The organism is Pseudoxanthomonas broegbernensis (assembly GCF_014202435.1).
GTDB lineage: Bacteria > Pseudomonadota > Gammaproteobacteria > Xanthomonadales > Xanthomonadaceae > Pseudoxanthomonas > Pseudoxanthomonas broegbernensis.
In genome coordinates, this window is sequence record NZ_JACHGU010000002.1 from 565918 (window position 1) to 587527 (window position 21610).

The window sequence follows — 21610 nt, forward strand, 5'->3', positions numbered from 1 at the left end:
GTAAGCGGCGGTGTGCGGTCAGCGCCGGCCGAAGATGCCGCCGAGGATGCCGCGCACGATCTGGTTGCCGATCTGGCCGCCGTATTTCTTGCCCGTCTTGCCGCCGATGCTGCCGCCCACCGAGCTGCCGATGCTGCGCCCGATCGAGCCGCCGACGTTGCGCGTGGTCTGCTTGGCCACCGACTCGACCACGCCCTGGCGGCGCTTGGTGCCGAACAGGAACTCGCTGACCTTCTGGCCGATGCCGCCCCCGCCCTCTGCCGCCGCCGCGTCCTGGGCGGCGGCCTGGACCCGGGCGGCGAGGATTTCCGCGGCCGACTCGCGGTTCACCGCGGCGTCGTAGCGCGTTCCCACCGGGCTGGTGGCGCGCACCTGGGCACGCTCCGCGTCGGTGATGGCGCCCATGCGGCAGCGCGGCGGCGCGATCTTGGTCTGCTGCACCGGCGAGGGCACGCCGTTGTCCTGCAGGGTGGAGACCAGGGCCTCGCCGGTGCCCAGCCGCGAGATCGACGCGGCCACGTCCAGCTTCGGGTTCGGGACGAAGGTCTGGGCCGCAGTCTTCACCGCCTTCTGGTCGCGCGGGGTATGGGCGCGCAGCGCGTGCTGCACGCGGTTGCCGAGCTGGCCCAGGATGTTGTCGGGCACGTCGTCGGGGAACTGCGAGCAGAAGTAGACGCCCACGCCCTTGGAGCGGATCAGCCGCACCACCTGCTCGATGCGCTGGCGCAGCGCGGCCGGCGCATCGCCGAACAACAGGTGCGCCTCGTCGAAGACGAAGGCCAGCTTGGGTTTCTCCAGGTCGCCCACCTCGGGCAGGGTCTCGAACAGTTCCGACAGCAGCCACAGCAGGAAGGTCGCGTACAGGCGCGGCTTGAGCACCAGTTGGTCGGCGGCGAGGATGCCGATCACCCCGCGGCCGTCGTGGTTGACCCGCATGAGGTCGTGCAGCTCCAGCGCCGGCTCGCCGAAGAAGCCCTCGCCGCCGTCCTGCGACAGGCGCAGCAGGGCGCGCTGGATCGCGGCCACCGATGGCGTGCCGACCAGGCCGTATTCGGTGGAGACCGCCTTGCGCTCCTCGGCCACCAGGTTCAGCAGCGCGCGCAGGTCGTCCAGGTCCAGCAGCAACAGGCCGTGGTCGTCGGCCAGCTTGAACACGATGTCCAGCACACCGGACTGGGTGTCGTTCAGTTCCAGGATGCGGCCGAGCAGGGTCGGCCCCATCTCGCTGACCGTGGTGCGCACCGGGTGGCCCAGTTTTCCGTACAGGTCCCAGAACACCACCGGGCTGGCGCCGGGCGCATAGTCGGCCACGCCGATCTCCGCGGCGCGCTGCAGCAGCTTCTGGCCGCCGTCGCCGGGTACCGCCAGTCCGGCCACGTCGCCCTTCACGTCGGCCATGAACACCGGCACGCCGATCCGCGAGAATCCTTCGGCCAGGGTCATCAGGGTCACGGTCTTGCCGGTGCCGGTGGCCCCGGCGACCAGGCCGTGGCGGTTGCCGTACCGGGGCAGCAGGGTGACCGGGATGTCGTCGGTGAGGCCCTTGCCCAGCAGGATCGGATCCATGTGATACCTCGTGGTGGAGTGGTCGTGGTGGCCGCGGCCATCGTGAGGGTCGATTCTAGCGACCGGTCCGGCGGCGCGGGCCAGATGGCCCGGGTGCACCTTGCCGCCCGCCGTCGGGGGCGGCTAACCTGCCGGTCGCTCCCGCCCGATGTCGACGATGCCCTTGCACTTGCAGAAATCCCGGCTGTTCGCGGCCATCGTGCTGTTGTGCTGCATCGCGCCGCCGGCCCTGGCACAACGCGTCTCGGCCCGGGACAAGGCCGCCGCCGAGGTCCTGGTCCAGCAGATGGCCGCCGCCGAAAGCCGCTACCGGCAGGCCGTGGTGCTGGTCGCCAACGGCGATCCCAAGGGCACCGCGGAAAGCAACGCGGCGCTGGAGGACATGGAGGACGCGGTGGATGCCTGCGCCAGGCAGCGGGGTTGCCCGCTGTCGGACCTGCTGGCCACGTTCAAGCGGCTGCTCAAGGCCGGCGTCGACGCCCGCACCGCGGACCTGGAGGAAGACCCGGGCGACGAGGGCCTGCTGGAGGCCGATCCGGCGCTGGCCGCCGACGTGCCCGAGGCCATGCGCGCAGCGCGCCTGCTGGGCGACGACAGCCGCCATGGGTTCGACCGCATGGTCCGCTTCAATCCGGCCATCCAGGCCGGCATCCGCCGCTGGCTCACCGACATGCGCCCGCAGTTGATGACCAGCTACGAGAACTACCAGGCCATGCGCCACCTGATGTGGCCGGAGTTCGAGCGCCGCGGCCTGCCCGAGGCGCTGCTGTTCGGCATCCTGGCCAAGGAGTCCAACGGCCGCGTGCACTCGGTCTCGCGCGCCGGCGCGGGCGGGCCGATGCAGTTCATGCCCGCCACCGGGCGCCGCTTCGGGCTGGGGCCGGACGGCACCGGCTTCGACACCCGCTACGACCCGCGCAGCGCGGCCGAGGCCAGCGCCACCTATCTCAACGAGCGCCTGCGCGAACTCAACGACGACATGGAGCTGTCGCTGGCCGGCTACAACGGTGGCGAGGGCAGGGCGCTGCGCGTGCATCGCAGCAGCGGGGGCACGGGCTTCTGGAACGCGTCGGTCTACGACCAGTTCCCCGCCGAGACCCGCGACTACGTGCCGATGGTGATCGCCGCGGCGTGGATCTTCCTGCACCCGCGGCAGTACGGGGTGAGCTTCCCCAAGGTCGATGCGCAACCGGCGCCGCTGAAGCTGTCGCGCCCGGCGAGCATCTACGAACTGACCGTGTGCCTGGGCAACACCGGCAACCGCGACGGCTACATGCGCACCCTGCGCAACCTCAACCCGCGCTACGAGGCCGAGACCTGGATTCCCGCCGGGACCGTCCTGGCCGCCACCACCCGCATCGCCGGCCTGTACCACCGCCATTGCGAAAGCGGCGCGCGCGCGGAACTGGCCCATGCCCTGGTCACCGCCGACGTGAACGCGGCCATCGTCCGCGACGGGCCGGCCGGAAGCGTGGCGGTGGGCGAGGTGACGCCGCTTCCCGGCGTGGCCACCACCATCGCCACCGAGCAGCCCCGGCCGGCCGCGCCGAAGGCGCAGCAGGCGCGCGGTTACCGGGTCGCCGCGGGCGACACCCTGGGCCGCATCGCCCAGCGCCACGGCTGCGAGCTGAAGACGCTGGCCCGCGCCAACGGCCTCAAGGCGCCGGGCTATGCCGTGCGCCAGGGACAGCAGCTCCGGCTGGAGGGCTGCCGGCGGTAGAAGTCGGGGGCAACGGCAACGGCAACGGCAACGGCAACGGCAACGGCAACGGCAACGGCAACGGCAACGGCAACGGCAACGGCAACGGCAACGGCAACGGCGTGGGGGGCGTCGACTCCGGAGGGAGTCGCGCCAGTATTGGGGTATCGCTCTCCCCTCGGGCGGGCATCCCGCCCTTGCTCGGGGTCGCGGGCCATCCATGGCCCGCTTGCCGCGACATCCCGGCCCTGGCGCGTCTTCGCCTGCCTGGGCTGGCCCGCTTCCATCGGCCAGACGTGCGCCGCGCCCGGCTGGGGTCCTGGCCTTGTAGGAGCCGGGCCCGGGCCGCCTTATCCATGGCGGCTTGCGGAACCGGGTGGGGACGGAGGTCGAAACGCCTGGGTCGTTCCGCGCTCAATCCGCGCGGTATGCCAGCGCCTGTCCCAGCCGTACCGGCGATTCGGCGGCCAGGTCCGGCGCCAGCGTCGCCGCGCCCGGCGGCAGCAGCACGATCACGGTGGAGCCGTAGTTGAAGCGCGCCATCTCCGCGAAGCGCTCCAGCACGATGCCCTGGCCGCGGTAGTCCTTGCGGGTGATGTCGTCGCCGTAGGCGGGGATCTCCACGCCGCTCCACACCGTCTCCACGCCGGAGACCAGCATCGCGCCGACCATCACGCAGGCCATCGGTCCGAAGTCGGTGTCGAAGTGGCACGCCAGCCGCTCGTTGCGGGCGAACAGGCGCGGCACCCTGGCCACCGCGGAAGGGCCGACGCTGAACAGCCGTCCCGGCACGTGCACGGTCTCGCGCAGAATGCCGGTCCAGGGCATGTGCACGCGGTGGTAGTCGCGCGGGGACAGGTACACGGTGGCGAAGCTGCCACCGGCGAACGCGCGCGCGGCCTGCGCGTCGCCCAGCAGTTCGGCGGCGGTGAACGAGCGGCCCTTGGCCTGGAAGATGCGGCCGTCGGCGTCGATCGGGCCGAGCTGGCTGATGCGGCCGTCGGCGGGCATCAGCAGGGCGCGCGGGTCGGCATCGGCCGTGCGCGCGCCGGGCTTCAGCGCGCGGGTGAAGAAGGCGTTGAAGCTGGGGTAGGCGGTGGGGTCCGGCTCGGCCGCCTCGTCCAGGTCCACGCCGAAGCGGCGCACCACCGTGTCGATGAAGTACTGCTTCAGCCGCGGGTCCTGCGAGTACGCCGCGCTGCGCGCCAACGCGGACAGCAGCCGGTGCGGCAGCGCCCAGGTCAGGGTGGTCGTCAGGCTCACGGCGCGTGGTCCGCGCCGCTCAGGCGGGCCAGGTCGTCGGCGATGGCCTGCGGCTGGAACGGCGGGCGGATCAGCCCGGCAAGGCGGCCCTGCGGGTCGAGCAGGGCGATGTTGGCCGAGTGGTCGACGCTGTAGTCGTTCGGGTTCTGCTCGATGTTCTTGCCCGGCACCTTCATGAACACGAAGCCCAGCGAAGTGGCGAACTTCTCCAGCGCCGGCACGTCGGCGGTGGCCGCCAGGGTGTCCGGATGGAAGGCGTGGGCGTATTCGCCGGCCTTGGCGGGAGTGTCGCGCTCGGGGTCGACCGAGACGAACAGCACCCGCGGCCGGGTCGCCTCCGGCAACGCCTCCCATTGCTTCTGCGCCTGGGAAAGCTGGGCCAGGGTGGTGGGGCACACGTCCGGGCAGAAGGTGAAGCCGAGGAACGCCAGGGTCCAGTGCCCGGCCAGTTCGCCGGGAACCAAGGGCGTGCCGTCGGACTGGCGCAGGTTGAAGGCCGGCAGTTCGCGCGGCTGCGGCAGCAGGGTGGCGGTGCGCAGCGCCGTCGCGGCCGGGGCGCCGTCGCGTCCGAGGAAGTGGTGCGCGGCCACCAGGCCCAGGCCGGCGGCGAGCGCGGCGACGAGGATGTAGCCGAAGGTGCGGTTGAACATGCGGCAGGCGTCCGGGTCGTGCGTGGGCCGGCCATGATACCGGGCGCGGGCGGGAAGGGGCCGGCGATCGCCTATAATCGCCGGCTCTTTCCGAACCGACGCGCCGCCCGGCGCCGCCGCATCATGACCACCGCCGATCCGGCCCCCGAGCTGCACACGATCATCGACCTGATCCGCTACGGCGGCAGCCGCTTCAACGCGGCCGGGCTGACCTTCGGCCACAGCTACGACAACGCCATGGACGAGGCCACCCAGTTGGTACTGCATGCGCTGCACCTGCCGCACGACCTCAGCCCGGTCTACGGCCCGTCGCGCCTGACCGGCGAGGAAAAGCGCGCGATCCTGGGCCTGTTCCAGCGCCGCATCGACGAACGCGTGCCGGCCGCCTACCTGGCCGGCGAGGCGTGGTTCGCCGGGCTCAGCTTCAAGTCCGACCCCCGCGCGCTGGTGCCGCGCTCGCCTATCGCCGAACTCATCGAGGCCGGTTTCGAGCCGTGGCTGGGCGGCCGGCCGGTGCGCCGCGCGCTGGACCTGTGCACCGGCTCGGGCTGCATCGCCATCGCCATGGGCCATTACAACCCGGAGTGGGAAGTGGACGGCGCGGACATCAGCGACGCGGCCCTGGCCCTGGCCGCGGAGAACAAGGCGCGCCTGCACGCCGGCAACGTCGCCCTGCTCAGGTCCGACCTGTTCGCCGGCCTGGCCGGCCGCCACTACGACCTGATCGTCAGCAACCCGCCCTACGTCACCGACGCGGAAACCGATGCGCTGCCGCCGGAGTATTCTCACGAGCCCGAACTGGGCCTGCGCGCCGGCGCGGACGGCCTGGACCTGGTGCTGAAGATTCTGCGCGACGCCCCGCTGCACCTGTCCCGGGACGGCCTGCTGATCTGCGAGGTGGGCGAGTCCGAGCGGCACCTGGCCGCGCTGCTGCCGGAACTGGAACTGGCCTGGATCGAGTTCAAGGTCGGGCAGATGGGCGTGTTCGCGGTGGAATGCCGCGAGCTGATCACGCACAACGCGCGCATCGCCGAGCTGGCCGCCGCACGAAAATGATGCCGCCGCGGCGCGCGTGCGCGCCGCGCGTCGCGCGACTTCCCCGGCAGGCACGGAACGTTACCGGCGCAACGGTCGCGCCGCCGCTGGTGCGGTGCAGCAGGCGGCGCCGAATAATGCGATCCTTCGCACCCCTCCCGACGTTTTTTCCTCATCCGCGGAGCGCCGCCTTGAGCAGCAACACCTTCGGCAAACTGTTGTCGGTCACCACCTTCGGCGAGTCGCACGGCCCGGCCATCGGCTGCGTCGTGGACGGCTGCCCGCCGGGGCTGGAGCTTGCGCCGGAGGAATTCGCCCACGACCTGCAGCGCCGCGCCACCGGCAAGAGCCGCCATACCTCCGCGCGCCGCGAGGCCGACGAGGTGGAGATCCTGTCGGGCGTGTACGAGGGCCGCACCACCGGCACGCCCATCGCCCTGCTGATCCGCAACACCGATGCGCGCAGCAAGGACTACGCCAACATCGCCGCACAGTTCCGTCCCGGCCACGCCGACTACGCCTACTGGCAGAAGTACGGCATCCGCGACCCGCGCGGCGGCGGCCGCAGCTCGGCGCGCGAGACCACCATGCGCGTGGCCGCGGCGGTGATCGCCAAGAAGTGGCTGCAGCAGCGCCATGGCGTGGCCGTGCGCGGCTTCCTCGCCCAGCTCGGCGAGGTGGCCCCGGCCGGCTTCGACTGGAGCGCGGTGGAGCACAACCCGTTCTTCTGGCCGCATGCGCCGCAGGTGCCGGAGCTGGAAACCTACATGGACGCGCTGCGCAAGTCCGGCGATTCGGTCGGCGCGCGCGTGACCGTGGTCGCCGACGGCGTGCCGCCGGGCTGGGGCGAGCCGATCTACGGCAAGCTCGACGGCGAACTGGCCGGCGCCCTGATGAGCATCAACGCGGTCAAGGGCGTGGAGATCGGCGACGGTTTCGGCGCGGTCGTGCAGAAGGGCACCGCGCACCGCGACCTCATCGCCCCGGCCGGCTTCGCCAGCAACCACGCCGGCGGCATCCTCGGCGGCATCTCCACCGGCCAGCAGGTGGTCGCCTCGATCGCTCTCAAGCCCACCTCCAGCCTGCGCCTGCCCGGGCCGACCGTGGACGTGCATGGACAGCCGGCGGAGGTGATCACCACCGGCCGCCACGACCCGTGCGTGGGCATCCGCGCCACGCCGATAGCGGAGGCGATGGTCGCGCTGGTGCTGATGGACCAGGCGCTGCGCCACCGCGCGCAGTGCGGCGACGTGGGCGAGATCGCCCCGCGCATTCCCGCCGGTGGCGGCGCGATCGGCGGGGCGGGGCGGGGAGGCCAGGACTAGGGCCATGGCGCAATCGCGTCCGCGCGTGTGGGTGTCGCAGCCGCTGTTCGACGACATCGTCGGGCAGGTGGCGGCGCATTGCGACGTGCGCGCAACCCCCGAGGTCACCGAGTACGGCCAGGATGCCATCGCCGCCGCCCTGCGCGACTGCGATGGCGCGCTGGTCACCCTGAACGAGCGCATCGGCACGGACGCGATCGCCGCCGCGCCGCGGCTGCGCGTGATCGCCAACGTCGGGGTGGGCTACGACAACCTCGACGTCGCCGCGCTGGACGCGGCCGGGATCGTCGCCACCAACACCCCCGACGTGCTCACCGAGACCACCGCCGACCTGGGCTTCGCCCTGCTGATGGCGGCCGCGCGCCGGATCGTCGAGTCCGAGCGCTGGCTGCGCGAGGGGCAATGGAAGCAATGGTCGTTCTCGTCCATGCTTGGTGCCGACGTGCACGGCAGCACGTTGGGCATCCTGGGCATGGGCCGCATCGGCCGGGCCATCGCCCGCCGCGGCCACCATGGCTTCGGCATGAAGGTGCTGTACCACAACCGCTCGCGCCTGCCGGCCGGCGTCGAGCGGGAGACCGGCGCGCAGTACGTGGACTTCGACGCGCTGCTGGCGCAGGCCGACCACCTGGTGCTGGTGCTGCCGTACTCGCCGGCCAGCCACCACCTCATCGGCGCCGCCGCGCTGGCGAGGATGAAGCCCACCGCCACCGTGGTGAACATCGCCCGCGGCGGCCTGGTCGACGAGATCGCGCTGGCCGATGCCCTGGCCCAAGGCCGGCTGGGCGCGGCCGGGCTGGACGTGTACGAGGGCGAGCCGGCCGTGCGCCCGGAGCTGCTGGCGCTGCGCAACGTGGTGCTGACCCCGCACATCGGCAGCGCCTCGCGCCACACGCGCCGGGCGATGGTGCAACTGGCGGTGGACAACCTGCTGGCCGCGCTCGGCATCGGGCCGCGCGCCGGGCATCCGCCCACCCCGGTCACCGCGAAGAAAACCACTGCCGCCGTTGCCGGCCAGGGCGCGGCCGAAAAACGGTAGGGAGCCTCCACCGGCGCTCCACGAGCCGTACCAGGAGGAGGTTCCCCGAACCCGGCCCGCCCCGCGCGCCCGGCGCGCGACCCCAGGACGATTTTCCTAAACGTACAGAGAAGAACATCCCATGAGCAGTGCAGAACGTCGTTTCACCGTCGCCGTCGTCGGCGCCACCGGCGCGGTCGGCGAGACCATGCTGGCCATCCTGGCCGAGCGCCGCTTCCCCGTCGGCGAGCTGATCGCCCTGGCCTCCGAGCGCTCGGCCGGCGGCGAGGTCGAGTTCGCCGGCCGCAGCATCAAGGTCCGGGACCTGGCCACGTTCGATCCCAAGGGCGTGGACATCGCGCTGTTCTCCGCGGGCGGCGGCGTCTCCAAGGAACACGCGCCCAGGTTCGCCGCCGCCGGCGCGGTGGTGATCGACAACTCCTCGGCCTTCCGCTACGACGACGACGTGCCGCTGGTGGTGTCCGAGGTCAACCCCGAAGCGGCGAAGAACCGCCCGCGCGGCATCATCGCCAACCCCAACTGCTCGACCATGCAGATGCTGGTGGCGCTGGCGCCGCTGCACCGCGAGTACGGCATCGAGCGGATCAACGTGGCCACCTACCAGTCCGTGTCCGGCGCCGGCCGCTCGGCGATGGAGGAACTGGGCCGGCAGACCGCCGACATCCTCAACTTCCAGGACGCCGACCCGCAGCGCTTCCCGCTGCAGATTGCCTTCAACCTGATCCCGCACATCGACGACTTCCTGGACAACGGCTTCACCAAGGAGGAGATGAAGCTGGTCTGGGAGACCCGCAAGATCCTCGGCGACGACAGCATCCAGGTGAACCCGACCGCGGTGCGGGTGCCGGTGTTCTACGGCCACTCCGAGGCGGTGGCGATCGAGACCAGGAAGAAGGTGACCGCCGAGGCCGCGCGCGCGCTGCTGGAGCGCTCGCCGGGCATCGAAGTGGTGGACGAGCGCAAGGCCGGCGGCTACCCGACCCCGGTGACCCATGCCTCGGGCAACGACGCGGTGTACGTGGGCCGCATCCGCGAGGACATCTCGCACCCGCGCGGCCTCAACCTGTGGGTGGTCTCGGACAACATCCGCAAGGGCGCCGCGCTCAACGCGGTGCAGGTGGCCGAGCTGGTCGCGCAGGAAGGCTGAGCGGTCCGCCGGGGCGGCGGCGCAGGGCTTCCACGCCATGCACCGTCCCGCCTCGCACGTCATCGCCGGAACCATCGTCGCCATGCCGCCGTAGGAGCCGATTCCGGTCGGCGGCGTGCTCCCGAAGGCAGGGAACGCCGGCGTGCCCACGCGGCGCTCGCCGGCTGGCCCCCCGGTTCCCGCCGCCGTTGAAACCATCGTCGCCGTGCCGTTGCGGGAGCCGGCCTCGGTCGGCGACATACCTCCGGAGCCAGGGCCGGCCTGCCCGCCATCGAGGCGGTCGTCCGCCACCCCGGCTCCTACAAGGACGGAGCGTCCGCTATAGTGCGCCGCATGAAACCGAGGGGACGGGGCGCCACGCGCCCGTGGCACTGGCTGTTGGCGATCGCGCTGTTGCTGCTGAGCGGCGGCGCGGCGGCGCTCGGCCTGGGCCAGATCCGCGTGCTCTCCGCGCCGGGTCAGCCGCTGCTGGCCGAGATCCCGATCATCTCCAACGAGCCGGGCGAGCTGGAGAACGCCCACGCGCGCCTGGCCTCGCCCGAGACCTTCGCCCGCGTCGGCCTGCAGCCGCCGGTCGGCCTGGTCCGCGACCTGCAGTTCGAGATCGCCGCCGATGCGCAGGGCCGGGCGGTGGTCCGCGTCACCAGCCGCACACCGGTGGACGTGCCGGCGATCGCGTTCCTGGTCGAGGTCGACTGGGGCCAGGGACGGCTGGTGCGCGAATACTCGGCGCTGGTCGCCGCGCCGCAGACCGTCGCGGCGATGGAGGCCCCCGCGATCGAGGCGCCGCAGGCGCTGCCGTCGGACGCCATCGTGCGCGAGGCGGAACCCACGCCGCCCGTGCCGGTGCCCGCCGAACAGCCCGCGCCGGAACACCCGCTGGCCGAGGCCGCGCCGCCGGAACCGGTGGTGGTTGCGCCGCCGCCGGCTGCCGCCGGCATGGATGCGCTCCGTGCCGCGCCAGGCGAGGTGCTGGCCCGGGTCGAGCGCGGACAGACCCTGTCGCACCTGGCCGTGGCGATGGATCGCGGCGGGCACACCCTCAACCAGACGATGCTGGCCCTGCTCCACGCCAATCCGCAGGCCTTCATCGACGGCAACATCCATCGCGTGCGCAGCGGCGCGGTACTGCGCATGCCCGACGCCGAGGATTTCGCGCGGCTCGACGCGGCCGGCGCCACCGCGCTGGTGCGCGAGCAGACCGAGCAGTGGCGCCAGGCCATGCACCCGGTCCCGCAACCGGCCGACCCCACCGCGGCGCCCAGTGCCGCGACCGCCGTCGCTCCGGCCCCGGCCACGACACCGGCCGGCGGGGATGCGCGGCTGGAAATTGCGCCGGCCGTCGCCGCGGCCGGCGCGCAGGCAACCGAATCCGGTCTTGGCGCCGGTGGCGAGGGCGACATGCTGGCAAACCAACAACTGCGCCAGGCCCAGGAAGACCTGGCCGCGCGCGACTCGGAACTGCAGGAGCTGCGCAGCCGGGTCGACGAACTGGAAAAGCTGCAGCAGCAGCAGATGAAGCTGATCGAGTTCAAGGACAGCGAGCTGGCCACCGCGCAGCAGCGCCTGGCGCAGGTACAGCAGCCGGCGGCCGCCACCGATGCCTCCGGCGGCACGCCGGCCTGGTGGTGGTGGGGCGGGCTGGTCCTGCTGGCCGTCGCGGCGGCGGTGTGGTGGCTGGCCCGCCGGCCCAAGCCGCTGCCGATCCCCGCCGCTGGCGCGCCGCGCTCGACCGGATGGGACGCCACCGCCCTGGCCGCGGCGATGCCGGCATCCGCCGCCCATGCCGACCCGGCGCGGTCCGCCGATGCCGACGCGCCATCGCCGCACGGGCACTGGCAGCACGCGCAGGCCGCCGTCCCCGCGGCCGCCCAGCCGGCGTTCGCCATGGAAGAAAGCCGCATTCCCGGCTGGCACAACGATGCCGCCCTGGAACTGGGGCCGCTCAATCCCGCCCCGGCCGGCCGCGAGCGCCTGGAGCTGGCCATCGCCTACCTCGACCTGGGCGACGTGGAGACCGCGCGTACCTTGCTGCGCGAGGTCGCCACCGGCCAGGACCCGGACGCGCGCGACGAAGCGGCCCAGTTGCTTCGCGAGATCGGCTGACGGCCAGCACGGAAGGCCACGGCATGCGTTACGCGCTGGGCGTGGAATACGACGGCGGCGGCTTCCAGGGATGGCAGGGCCTGGGGCCATCGGGCCCGCCGACCGTGCAGGCCGCGCTGGAACGGGCGCTGTCCTCGGTGGCCGACCAGGCCATCACCGTCAGTTGCGCCGGGCGCACCGACGCCGGCGTCCATGCGCAATGCCAGGTCGTGCATTTCGACAGCACCGCCGTGCGCGACCCGCGCGCCTGGACCCTGGGCACCACCGGGCGCCTGCCGCCGAGCGTGTGCGTGCGCTGGTGCGTGCCGGTGGCGGGCGACTTCCACGCCCGCTTCAGCGCGCGTGCGCGCCGCTACCGCTACCGGTTGCTCAACCGCCAGGTGCGGCCGGCGCTGTACCGCCACCTCATGGCCTGGGAGCGGCGTCCCCTGGATGCCGACGCCATGCACCGCGCCGCGCAGGCGCTGCTGGGCGAGAACGACTTCAACGCCTTCCGCACCGTGCACTGCCAGGCCCCGCATGCGCGCCGCAACCTGCATGACATCAGCGTGCGCCGGGATGGCGAAGCGGTGGAGATCGAAATCCAGGCCAACGCCTTCCTCCACCACATGGTGCGCAACATCGTCGGCTCGCTGCTGGAAGTGGGAGCCGGCGCGCAGCCGGAAGCCTGGATCGCGCAACTGCTGGCCGGCCGCGACCGCACCCTGGCCGGGCCGACCGCGCCGCCGCAGGGGCTGGTGTTCCTGCGCCCGCTGTATCCGCCAGAATGGGGCCTGCCCACGGAGGTGACCCTGTGACCCGCACCCTGTACCGCACCCGCATCAAGTTCTGCGGCATGACCCGGCCCGGCGACGTGCGCCTGGCCGGCGAACTGGGCGTGGACGCGGTGGGCTTCGTCTTCGCCGAAGGCAGTCCGCGCCAGGTCACCGCCATGCAGGCCCGGCAACTGCGCCTGGCCTTGGCGCCGATGGTGGGCGCCGTGGCGCTGTTCCGCGACAACAGCGCCGCGGAAGTGCGCGAGGTGGTGCGCCAGGTGCGGCCGAGCCTGCTGCAGTTCCACGGAAACGAGGACGACGCCTTCTGCCGTGCCTTCCGCCTGCCCTGGATGAAGGCCGTGCCGATGGGCGGCGGCGAGGCGTGGGATGCGCGCGCGCTGCAGCAGCACTGGCCGAACGCGGCCGCCTTCCTGTTCGACAGCCATGGCACCGGCGGTGCCGGCGGCACCGGCCATGCCTTCGACTGGAGCCGCATCCCCACCGGCCTGCACCGGCCCTTCGTGCTGGCCGGCGGCATCACCGCCGACAACGTGCACGACGCGATCCAGGCCACGCTGCCGTGGGCGGTGGACGTGGCCAGCGGCATCGAGGTCTCGCCCGGCATCAAGGACGGGGAGAAGATGCGGCGGTTCGTGGCCGAGGTGCGTCGGGCGGACTGCGCGGAGATGGACTGAAGGGCGGGAGCGTTTTGACCGTTTCCGTGTTGCGTGTGACCGGCCGAGATGACTCGCCGGGTCGTAAGTGACGGCTTCCCCTTCGGGTGCCGTCAGGCCCTGTGCTGTTCCCAGACGCGGTTTGCGCTTCCACCATGTTCAGCAGCATGCGCTGCATCTGCCGGCCAGCGGCGCGGAATGCGGCCAACAGGCGCATTTCGTCGGGGTCATATACAAATTCAACCTCTGCTGCCGGGATGTCGTTTGGGTCAGTGTCATAGGCGATCTGACCACGGCCCGGGCCAGCCATTCAAAGCAAACGCCCGTCGCATGCGCGATCGCTTCCAGTCGCGAGGTGGCGGACGACGCGCCATGCGGACATTCCCAGTTGGCGACCGCACCCCGGCTGACGCCGATCCTCAATGATGGAGGGTGTTATGCGTGATCTATGTGTTGAAGAGGTGGATTTTATAAGCGGGAGCGGGATCGCCCATGATGCATTCCACTGGCTCGGCTCATCGGCAAGAGGGTACTTTAATGCAGGATTGGAGCATGTTTATAACGATCCTTGGCGATGAGGTGCTTTGATCTATTAAGGTGTGCGCCAGTGTTGGCGTCCACCTATTGTAAAAAAGGATAGATAATGAGAGTTTTATATATATTATCTTGCATTATTGGGGCTTATTTCTTGGTTGATTCAATATATGAGGTTATTTGGAATAATATAATTAACTACTTATATGTTTTGGTTGGTTTTGCTGCGATCATTTCTGGAATCGTCGGGTTGATGAGTATCAGGAATAGCAAATAGGGTTGCTATTATTTGTGGCGAATCTATGGCGCCCGTCAGGGGCCCGTCATCATTCGGGAGGGCAACGCTCTTCCGTGTGACGGGAGACGGCATGTGCGTGCTCGATGAAGGCGAGGGGCGATGCGTGCTGCCCCCTTGCGCCAGGGAGATTTCGCATCGACTACATGGACGTATGGATGCGCCCGTTTGAGTCGTGGCCGATCACGGTCGGATGATGTTCATGGACTTCCCGATGTTGAAGGCCATGCTTCGTTGTCGTAAGCGACGCACTTATCCCTCGGGTCGGCGTTGGAGACCAGTGATGCTGGTCGTAGGCCCTGGGCGCTCCTTCCGAATCGTTGCCGGCATCTTCCTCCGCGAGCGAGGACTTCCCGCGCGAAGATCGTGCGATGTGGCGCCATCGTGCGGACCTGCACAGGTACCGGGCGTCAGTCCTGCAGTTCGCTTCTCAGCCAGCCGGCCAGCGCGGCGACGCGGGCGTCGGCATTCCCGCGCACCGTGCATAGCGTCCATTCGGCGCCGGTTTTCACGAAACCCCAGGGTGCGACCAGGCGGCCGCTGTCCAGGTCGGCCTGCACCAGTTCCTGCGGGGCGATGGCCACGCCCAGGCCGGCGGCGGCCGCTTCCAGCAGGTAGGTGAGGTGGTCGAAGGCGGTGCCCGGGCGCAGGCCGCCGGCATCGAGCCCGCGGGCGGCGAACCAGCGCGGCCAGGCCTGCGGGCGCGAGACGGTGTGCAGCAGGGGTTCGTCGAGCAGGGCGGCGGCGGGCGCACCGCGCAGCGCCGGGAAGCGGGCATGGCGCGGGCTGAGCACCGGGCCGATGCGTTCCGGCGCCAGCGCATGCACCTGCCAGTCGGCTGGCCAGGGTGCCTCGCCCAGCAGCAGGGCCGCGTCCATGCCGGTGAGGGCCGCGTCGAAGCCCCCTTCGTGCGCGGACAGGTGCAGCTTCACCTGGGGCAGGTCGGCCGCCAGCCGTTCCAGCCGCGGGATCACCCAGCGCGCCAGCAGGCTGCCCGGGCAGCCCAGTACGAGCGCGGCCGGCCGTGCATGGCGGCGCAGGCCGGCCCAAGCGGACTGCAGGCCGGCGAAGGCGTCGCCAGCCGCGTCGCGCAGGCGCAGGCCGGCGGCGGTCAGGGCCAGGCCGCGGCCTTCGCGCTCGAACAATGGCGCGCCCAACGCGTCCTCCAGCACGCGAACCTGCCGGCTGACGGCGCCGTGGGTGACGTGCAGTTCCTCCGCGGCGCGGCTCACGCTGCCCAGGCGGGCGGCGGCCTCGAAGGCGCGCAGGGCGTTCAGTGGCGGGAGTTGGCGGGGCATGGGCGTGCCTTCAGGCGGGCAGGGCGTGCGGGGGTGCGGGACCGATGGCGGGGCCAGGCGGGCATCGCGGCCGGCTCCGGTCGCACTCGGTGTCTGGGCAGTCAGGGATTTGGTGCATGCGGGAAGAGTCCTTCGTGCCGGAGGACGCTGTTAGGAGGGCAGGCAAGCCCGATACGGATGGCAGACAACATGTGAGTATTTATCACAATTAATTGAGCGAATCTCGCTTTTTATGTGGAAACTCGTGCGCTAGGCTGACATCCTGCCAATGCGACTTCCGGACCCGTATCCATGAACGCCCCTGCGGATTTCCACGCCTTCCCCGACGCCTCCGGCCATTTCGGCCGCCATGGCGGCCGCTTCGTCGCCGAGACCCTGATCGGCCCGCTGCAGGAGCTGGCGGCGGCCTACGACACTGCGCGGGTCGACCCGGAGTTCATCGCCGCCTTCGACAAGGACCTCAAGCACTACGTCGGCCGGCCCAGCCCGATCTACCACGCCCAGCGCCTGAGCCGCGAGGTCGGCGGTGCGCAGATCCTGCTCAAGCGCGAGGACCTCAACCACACCGGCGCGCACAAGATCAACAACACCATCGGCCAGGCGCTGCTGGCCAGCCGCATGGGCAAGAAGCGGATCATCGCCGAGACCGGCGCCGGCCAGCACGGCGTGGCCAGCGCCACCGTGGCCACGCGCCTGGGCCTGGAGTGCGTGGTCTACATGGGCGCCACCGACATCGAGCGGCAGAAGATCAACGTCTACCGGATGAAGCTGCTGGGCGCCACGGTCGTCCCGGTGAATTCCGGTTCGGCCACGCTCAAGGATGCGCTCAACGAGGCCATGCGCGACTGGGTGACCAACGTGGCCGATACCTTCTACATCATCGGCACCGTGGCCGGCCCCGATCCGTACCCGCGCATGGTGCGCGATTTCAACGCGGTGGTCGGGCGCGAGGCGCGCGCGCAGATGCTGGCCGACTACGGCCGCCTGCCCGACGCGATCACCGCCTGCGTGGGCGGCGGCAGCAACGCCATCGGCCTGTTCCATGCCTTCCTCAACGACGCGTCGGTGCGCATCGTCGGCGCCGAGGCGGCCGGCGACGGTATCGCGACCGGCCGCCACGCGTCCTCGCTCTCGGCCGGCCGGGTGGGCGTGCTGCACGGCAACCGCACCTACGTGATCTGCGACGACGACGGCCAGATCGCCGAGACCCATTCCATCTCCGCCGGCCTGGACTACCCGGGCGTCGGCCCGGAGCACGCCTTCCTCAAGGACACCGGCCGCGCCGAATACATCGGCGTCACCGACGAGGAGGCGCTGGCCGCGTTCCATCGGCTCACCCGCACCGAGGGCATCCTGCCGGCGCTGGAATCCAGCCACGCGGTGGCGCAGGCGATCAAGCTGGCGCGCGAACTGCCCAAGGAAGCCCTGGTGCTGTGCAACCTGTCCGGCCGCGGCGACAAGGACGTGCACACCATCGCCGCGCGCGAGGGCATCGTGCTGTGAATCCGCCTCCGGCCGCGGCCGCCGTTGCGGCGGGGCGGCGGCATCGCATCGCCCCGGCCGTCGCCAATGGCGCGGCGACCCTGCTCCTGAGGGCAGCGGCCGAATACCGGCACGCGGCCCCGTCCCCTTCAACGCAGAGCGTCCACGACCTATGAGCCGCTTCGAACGCAAGTTCTCCACCCTCGCCGCCGCCGGCCGCAAGGCGCTGATTCCCTTCATGACCGCCGGCGATCCCTCGCTGGAAGCGACCGTGCCGGCGATGCACGCCCTGGTCGCGGCCGGTGCCGACGTCATCGAGCTGGGCGTGCCGTTCTCCGACCCGATGGCCGACGGCCCGGTGATCCAGCGCAGTTCCGAGCGCGCGCTGGCGCGCGGCGCCGATACCGCCTACGTGCTGGATTGCGTGCGCCGCTTCCGCCAGCGCGACGCCGACACGCCGGTCGCGCTGATGGGCTACCTCAACCCGGTCGAGATCCGTGGCGCGGCGCGCTTCGCCGCCGAGGCGGTGGCCGCCGGCATCGATGGCGTGCTGCTGGTCGACCTGCCGCCGGAGGAGGCGGCGGATTTCCGCAAGCCGTTCGACGAGGCTGGACTGGCCCTGGTGATGCTGGCCTCCCCGACCACCACGGCCGAGCGCGCGGCGATGCTCTGCGCCAATGCGCAGGGCTATCTGTACTACGTCAGCTATGCCGGCGTGACCGGCGCGGACCGGCTGGACGCGGGCCAGGCAGGCAAGCGGCTGCAGCAGTTGCGCGCCACGTCGAAGGTGCCGGTGGTGGCCGGTTTCGGCATCAAGGACGCGGCCAGCGCGGCGGCGATGGCGGCCGATGCCGACGGGGTGGTGGTGGGCAGCGCGCTGGTGTCGGCGATGGCCGATGCACCGGACGCGGACGAAGCGGCCAGGCGGGCCGGTGCGTTCCTGGCGCCGCTGCGGCAGGCGATCGACGCGGGTTGAGAGCCGGCCATCGTGCCGCGTGGTTGCCATGGCCCGCCGCGTGCCGCCGCTTCCCTTGCAGGAACCGGCTTCAGGCGGCGACATGGCGCCGAGCCTGGAGCGGTCGGCTTGCGGGCATGGCGGTCGCCGGACGAATCCGGCTCCTGCGACGGTTCCGTCGTACCGCTCTTTCCTTCGTAGGCGCCGACGTCAGTCGGCGACACGGAAGCGCCCAGGCGCGCCGGCGAACAGATCCTCCGCCCTCGTTTCCCGCGGCAGCGCGCCCTCCAGTTCCAGCAGGAAGCGCTTGGTCGGCAGGCCGCCGCTGAAGCCGGTGAGCGCGCCGTTGGCGCCGATCACGCGGTGGCAGGGCAGCACGATGGGCAGCGGGTTGCGGCCGTTGGCGGCGCCCACCGCGCGCGTGGCCGTGGGCCGGTCCAGGGTGGCGGCCAGTTGCGCATAGCTCACCGTGCGGCCGTAGGGAATGTCCGCCAGCGCGAACCATACCTGGCGCTGGAACGGTGTGCCCTGCGGCGCCAACGGCAGGTCGAACGCGCGGCGGTGGCCGGCGAAGTACTCGTCCAGTTGCGCCTGAGCCCGGCGCAGCAGCGGATGGTCGCCCTCCTGCCAGCCGTCGCGGGGCAGGAAGTAGCTGTCCTGCGGGAACTCGATCGCATGCAGGCCGGCGTCGGCGGTGGCCAGGGTGAGCATGCCCACCGGGCTGTCGATGTAGCGGTAGTGGATCTTCATCGGGGATTCCTCGCGGAGGCGGCGGACGCCATGGCGTCGCGCCAGAGGTGGATGACGGCGTAGGCCCGCCACGGCCGCCAGGCTTCGGCACGGCTGCGCAGCGGTTGCGGGCTGAGCCGGCTGCCGTCGCCGGGCAGGGCCTTCTGCAGGACCAGGTCCTCGGCCGGGAACGCATCGGGATGGCCGAGCGCGCGCAGGGCCAGGTAGTGCGCGGTCCACGGGCCGATGCCGGGCAGCGCGGTCCAGGCCGCGGCGAATTCGTCCAGGGTGCGATCGGGGCGGAAATCGACCCGGCCGTCGAGCAGGGCCGCGGCGACCCGGCGCACCGTGGCCGCGCGCGCGGCGGTCAGGCCGAGCCCTTCGAGCCCCTCCTCGGCCAGCGCGGCCGGCGCGGGGAACAGGTGCGACAGTCCCTGCGGCCCGGCGAGGGCCACGGCATGCCCGTGCCGCTGCGCCAGCCGCGCGGCCAGGGTGCGTGCGGCGGCGACGCTGACCTGCTGGCCGATCACCGCGCGCACCGCGATCTCGAACCCGTCCCAGCCGCTGGGCAGGCGCAGTCCGGGGCGCTTGCGCAGCAGCGGGCGCAGGCGCGGGTCGGCGCAAAGCGCGGTGGATATCGCATCCGGGTCGGCGTCCAGGTCGAACATGCGCCGTACCCGGTGCACGGTATCGGCCAGGCGCACGGGCGGTACGCCATGCAGTTCCAGCTTCAGCGCATGGGTCGGTCCATCGCGGCCGCCGGGCCAGGCGCTCACTCGCAGCCAGCCGGGAGCGTCGGCGGTGCCGACCACGCGCGCGTAGCTGCCGGCATCCACGGCTTCCACGCCGGGCAGGGCGCGCCCGCGCAGGAAATCGAGCATGGCCGCCAGGTCGTAGGGCGGGCGGTAGCCCAGCTTCAGCGTCAGCGGCCGTTCGCGGTCGGCCGCGGGGGGCGCGTCCTCGCGCGCGTCCCGGCGCAGGTCGCGCGGGGCCATGCGGTAGGCATCGAGGAAGGCGGCGTTGAAACGGCGCAGGCTGGCGAAGCCGGCGGCCAGGGCCACCTCGGTGACCGGCAGCGCGGTCTCGGTCAGCAACTGCTTGGCGAACAGCAGGCGGCGGGTACCGTGCACGCCGATGGGCGCGGCGCCCAGGCGCTCGACGAACAGGCGGCGCAACTGGCGTTCGCCCAGGTGCATCCGCGCGGCCAGGTCGGCCACCGGGTGCGCGGCGAGGAAACCCTGGTCGATCAGCTTCAAGGCGCGGGCCACTGCCTCGTCGCCGCGCCGCCACGTGCCCTGGCCCGGCGCCAGCTCCGGCCGGCAGCGCAGGCAGGGACGGAAGCCGGCCGCCTCGGCCGCGGCGGCGCTGGGGTAGTAGTCCACGTTCTCGCGCTTGGGCGCCGGCGCCGGGCACACCGGACGGCAGTAGATGCCGGTGCTGCGCACGGCGGTGAAGAACAGGCCGTCGAAGCGCGGGTCGCGGCTCAGCCGCGCGCGTTCGCACGCGCGGTGGTCGGGCAGGGCGTTGGCGGAGGCGAGCGACATGGCCACTGCAGGCTAGCACCGCCGCGGGCGCATGACTGGCCATTTTCGGACATGAATGCCGGGGCCTGGCCCGGCCCCCGCCGTCCGCCCCGGGCCGGCCGCCGCTATGGTTCGCGCAAGGCGGGAAGCAGCGTGCGCGCGTCGCCGTCGTGCGGCTGCGCGGCGATGCCCAGCAGGTGCGCCAGCAAGGGATAGACGTCGGTGTTGTCGAACGGGGGCAACACCTTGCCCGCCACGAACGAAGGGCCGCTGGCGAGGAACACGGCGCGCATGGACGGCGCATCCGGGTCGTAGCCGTGCGCGCCGCGGTCGTGGCTGCCTTCGGCGTTGCGCCGCGCCACCGTCTGCCGCGGCAGCGCGTTCCAGCCTTCGTCCATCTGGCAGACGAGCGGCGGGATGCGCGGGTGGCTGCCGTAGTGCAGGCGCGCGGGGATGTCCGCCTTGCGCCAGCATTGGTAGTGCGGGTGGCGCCCGAGCAGCCGCGCCTGCACCTGCGCCTCGTGGCCGGGACGGGGCGCCAGCCCCACCACCTGGCCGACGCTGACCACCTCGGCCTCTTCCATCGCGGCCATGTCCTCGACCGCGAGATAGTGGCCTTCCGGGACCGCGGCCATGCCGTGGTCGGAAACCACCACCACGTCCATCGCGATCCCGGCCGTGTCCACCGCGGCCAGCAGCCGGCCCAGCGCCGCGTCCACGCGCCGGATCGCCTCGCGGGTGGGCGCGGCGTCGGGGCCGAAGTCGTGCCCGGCCTTGTCGACCTGCTCCAGGTACACCGCCACGAAACGCGCCCGCGTGGGCGGCGGGCCAGCCAGCCAGCCGGCGATCCGGTCCATGCGCTCGTCCAGCGGCACCGCGGCGTCGAAGGGATGGAAGTGCCGCGGCACGATCGCGTCGATCGGCGCCGAGGCGCCGGGCCAGGCCCACACGCCGGTGACCAGTCCGGCCCGTTCGGCGCCGGTCCACAGCGGTTGCGCCTGCCACCAGCCGGGCACGCGCGCGGCCGCCGCGTCGGCGACGACGAAGCGGCCCAGCGCCGGGTCGCGCATGGTGTTGTGGACCACGCCATGGCGATCCGGCCGCAGGCCGGTGGCCAGGGTGAAATGGTTGGGAAAGGTGAGCGCCGGGTAGGACGGCCGCATCCATTGCGCGCGCGCGCCACGCGCGGCCAGGCGGTCCAGGGTGGGCGTGTCGCCGCGGCCGAGGGCGTCGGCGCGCAGGCCGTCGATGGAGACCAGCAGCAGGGCCGGTGCGTCGTTCGCGCCGGTGCGTGGCGCGGGGGAAGCGGCGCAGCCGGCAAGCGACAGCAGCAGGGCCAGGCAGGCGGTGCGGAACAGGGGGCGTGGCGGCATTGCGCGATGAACGGGCACGGGGGCGACAGCTTGGCAGACTCCCGTTCAAGCCGCATGACAGCGCCTCGCTCGCGCGACCGGCATGACGGATGGCTGAAGCGGTGCCGCCGCATGCACGCCCGCGACCTTGCCGGCGCGCTATAACGCAGGCCAGACCCGTGG

At 71.9% G+C, this 21610-nt stretch carries 17 protein-coding genes; 10 read left to right on the forward strand and 7 right to left on the reverse strand.

The features are described 5' to 3' along the window. Positions 1-18: 18 nt before the first annotated feature. Positions 19-1566, reverse strand: a complete 1548-nt coding sequence (locus HNR76_RS06175) for a helicase HerA-like domain-containing protein (protein WP_162309996.1) — start codon at positions 1564-1566, stop codon at positions 19-21. A gap of 157 nt (positions 1567-1723) precedes the next feature. Between HNR76_RS06175 and HNR76_RS06180 the strand changes: the two genes are divergently transcribed. Next, positions 1724-3286 (forward strand): transglycosylase SLT domain-containing protein, encoded by a 1563-nt coding sequence (locus HNR76_RS06180; RefSeq protein WP_162309997.1) that lies wholly within the window; start codon positions 1724-1726, stop codon positions 3284-3286. A 393-nt stretch (positions 3287-3679) separates the two neighbouring features. Here the strand turns inward: HNR76_RS06180 and asd are convergent, their stop codons facing one another. Then, entirely contained in the window at positions 3680-4528 is an 849-nt protein-coding gene (asd, locus tag HNR76_RS06185; RefSeq protein ID WP_162309998.1) for an archaetidylserine decarboxylase, read from the reverse strand. After that, positions 4525-5178: an SCO family protein gene (locus HNR76_RS06190; protein WP_162309999.1), complete on the reverse strand. Its 654-nt coding sequence runs from the start codon at positions 5176-5178 to the stop codon at positions 4525-4527. Before HNR76_RS06190 ends, asd begins: the two co-directional genes overlap by 4 nt. A 123-nt stretch (positions 5179-5301) precedes the next feature. Between HNR76_RS06190 and prmB the strand changes: the two genes are divergently transcribed. The 7 genes from prmB (at position 5302) to HNR76_RS06225 (ending at position 13280) form a co-directional block, all read left to right on the forward strand. After that, positions 5302-6234 carry a 50S ribosomal protein L3 N(5)-glutamine methyltransferase gene (gene prmB, locus HNR76_RS06195; RefSeq protein WP_162310000.1) on the forward strand — a complete coding sequence of 311 codons (933 nt, stop codon included), beginning with the start codon at positions 5302-5304 and terminating at the stop codon, positions 6232-6234. Between the two features lie 170 nt (positions 6235-6404). Next, complete coding sequence (gene aroC, locus HNR76_RS06200) at positions 6405-7538, forward strand: chorismate synthase (protein WP_162310001.1); 1134 nt, start codon at positions 6405-6407, stop codon at positions 7536-7538. A gap of 4 nt (positions 7539-7542) precedes the next feature. After that, on the forward strand, positions 7543-8577 hold the full coding sequence (locus HNR76_RS06205) for a 2-hydroxyacid dehydrogenase (protein ID WP_162310002.1): 1035 nt from the start codon (positions 7543-7545) through the stop codon (positions 8575-8577). A 121-nt stretch (positions 8578-8698) separates the two neighbouring features. Continuing rightward, the gene (locus HNR76_RS06210; protein ID WP_162310003.1) at positions 8699-9724 is read left to right on the forward strand and encodes an aspartate-semialdehyde dehydrogenase; all 1026 of its coding nucleotides are present in this window, start codon (positions 8699-8701) and stop codon (positions 9722-9724) included. A gap of 333 nt (positions 9725-10057) precedes the next feature. Continuing rightward, positions 10058-11830 (forward strand): FimV/HubP family polar landmark protein, encoded by a 1773-nt coding sequence (locus HNR76_RS06215; RefSeq protein ID WP_162310004.1) that lies wholly within the window; start codon positions 10058-10060, stop codon positions 11828-11830. Between the two features lie 23 nt (positions 11831-11853). Next, complete coding sequence (gene truA / locus HNR76_RS06220; RefSeq protein ID WP_162310005.1) at positions 11854-12627, forward strand: tRNA pseudouridine(38-40) synthase TruA; 774 nt, start codon at positions 11854-11856, stop codon at positions 12625-12627. Next, the gene (locus HNR76_RS06225) at positions 12624-13280 is read left to right on the forward strand and encodes a phosphoribosylanthranilate isomerase (protein ID WP_162310006.1); all 657 of its coding nucleotides are present in this window, start codon (positions 12624-12626) and stop codon (positions 13278-13280) included. The genes truA and HNR76_RS06225 overlap by 4 nt, the downstream gene beginning before the upstream one ends. A gap of 1218 nt (positions 13281-14498) precedes the next feature. Here HNR76_RS06225 and HNR76_RS06230 read toward each other — a convergent pair. Beyond that, the gene (locus HNR76_RS06230; RefSeq protein WP_162310007.1) at positions 14499-15386 is read right to left on the reverse strand and encodes a LysR family transcriptional regulator; all 888 of its coding nucleotides are present in this window, start codon (positions 15384-15386) and stop codon (positions 14499-14501) included. A 291-nt stretch (positions 15387-15677) separates the two neighbouring features. On the opposite strand from HNR76_RS06230, the gene trpB reads away from it, so the two are divergent. Together trpB and trpA are read left to right on the forward strand one after the other, a co-directional pair. Beyond that, positions 15678-16889 (forward strand): tryptophan synthase subunit beta, encoded by a 1212-nt coding sequence (gene trpB / locus HNR76_RS06235; protein WP_162310008.1) that lies wholly within the window; start codon positions 15678-15680, stop codon positions 16887-16889. Between the two features lie 151 nt (positions 16890-17040). Then, positions 17041-17844 (forward strand): tryptophan synthase subunit alpha, encoded by an 804-nt coding sequence (trpA, locus tag HNR76_RS06240; RefSeq protein WP_162310009.1) that lies wholly within the window; start codon positions 17041-17043, stop codon positions 17842-17844. Positions 17845-18033: 189 nt separating this feature from the next. On the opposite strand, the gene HNR76_RS06245 is transcribed toward trpA, so the two are convergent. The 3 genes from HNR76_RS06245 to HNR76_RS06255 form a co-directional block, all read right to left on the reverse strand. Further along, a complete protein-coding gene (locus tag HNR76_RS06245) occupies positions 18034-18573 on the reverse strand; it encodes a methylated-DNA--[protein]-cysteine S-methyltransferase (RefSeq protein ID WP_162310010.1) in 540 nt (179 codons plus the stop codon). Further along, entirely contained in the window at positions 18570-20096 is a 1527-nt protein-coding gene (locus HNR76_RS06250) for an AlkA N-terminal domain-containing protein (protein ID WP_162310011.1), read from the reverse strand. The genes HNR76_RS06245 and HNR76_RS06250 overlap by 4 nt, the downstream gene beginning before the upstream one ends. Positions 20097-20200: 104 nt before the next feature. After that, positions 20201-21448: an alkaline phosphatase family protein gene (locus HNR76_RS06255; RefSeq protein ID WP_162310012.1), complete on the reverse strand. Its 1248-nt coding sequence runs from the start codon at positions 21446-21448 to the stop codon at positions 20201-20203. Positions 21449-21610 lie beyond the last annotated feature (162 nt).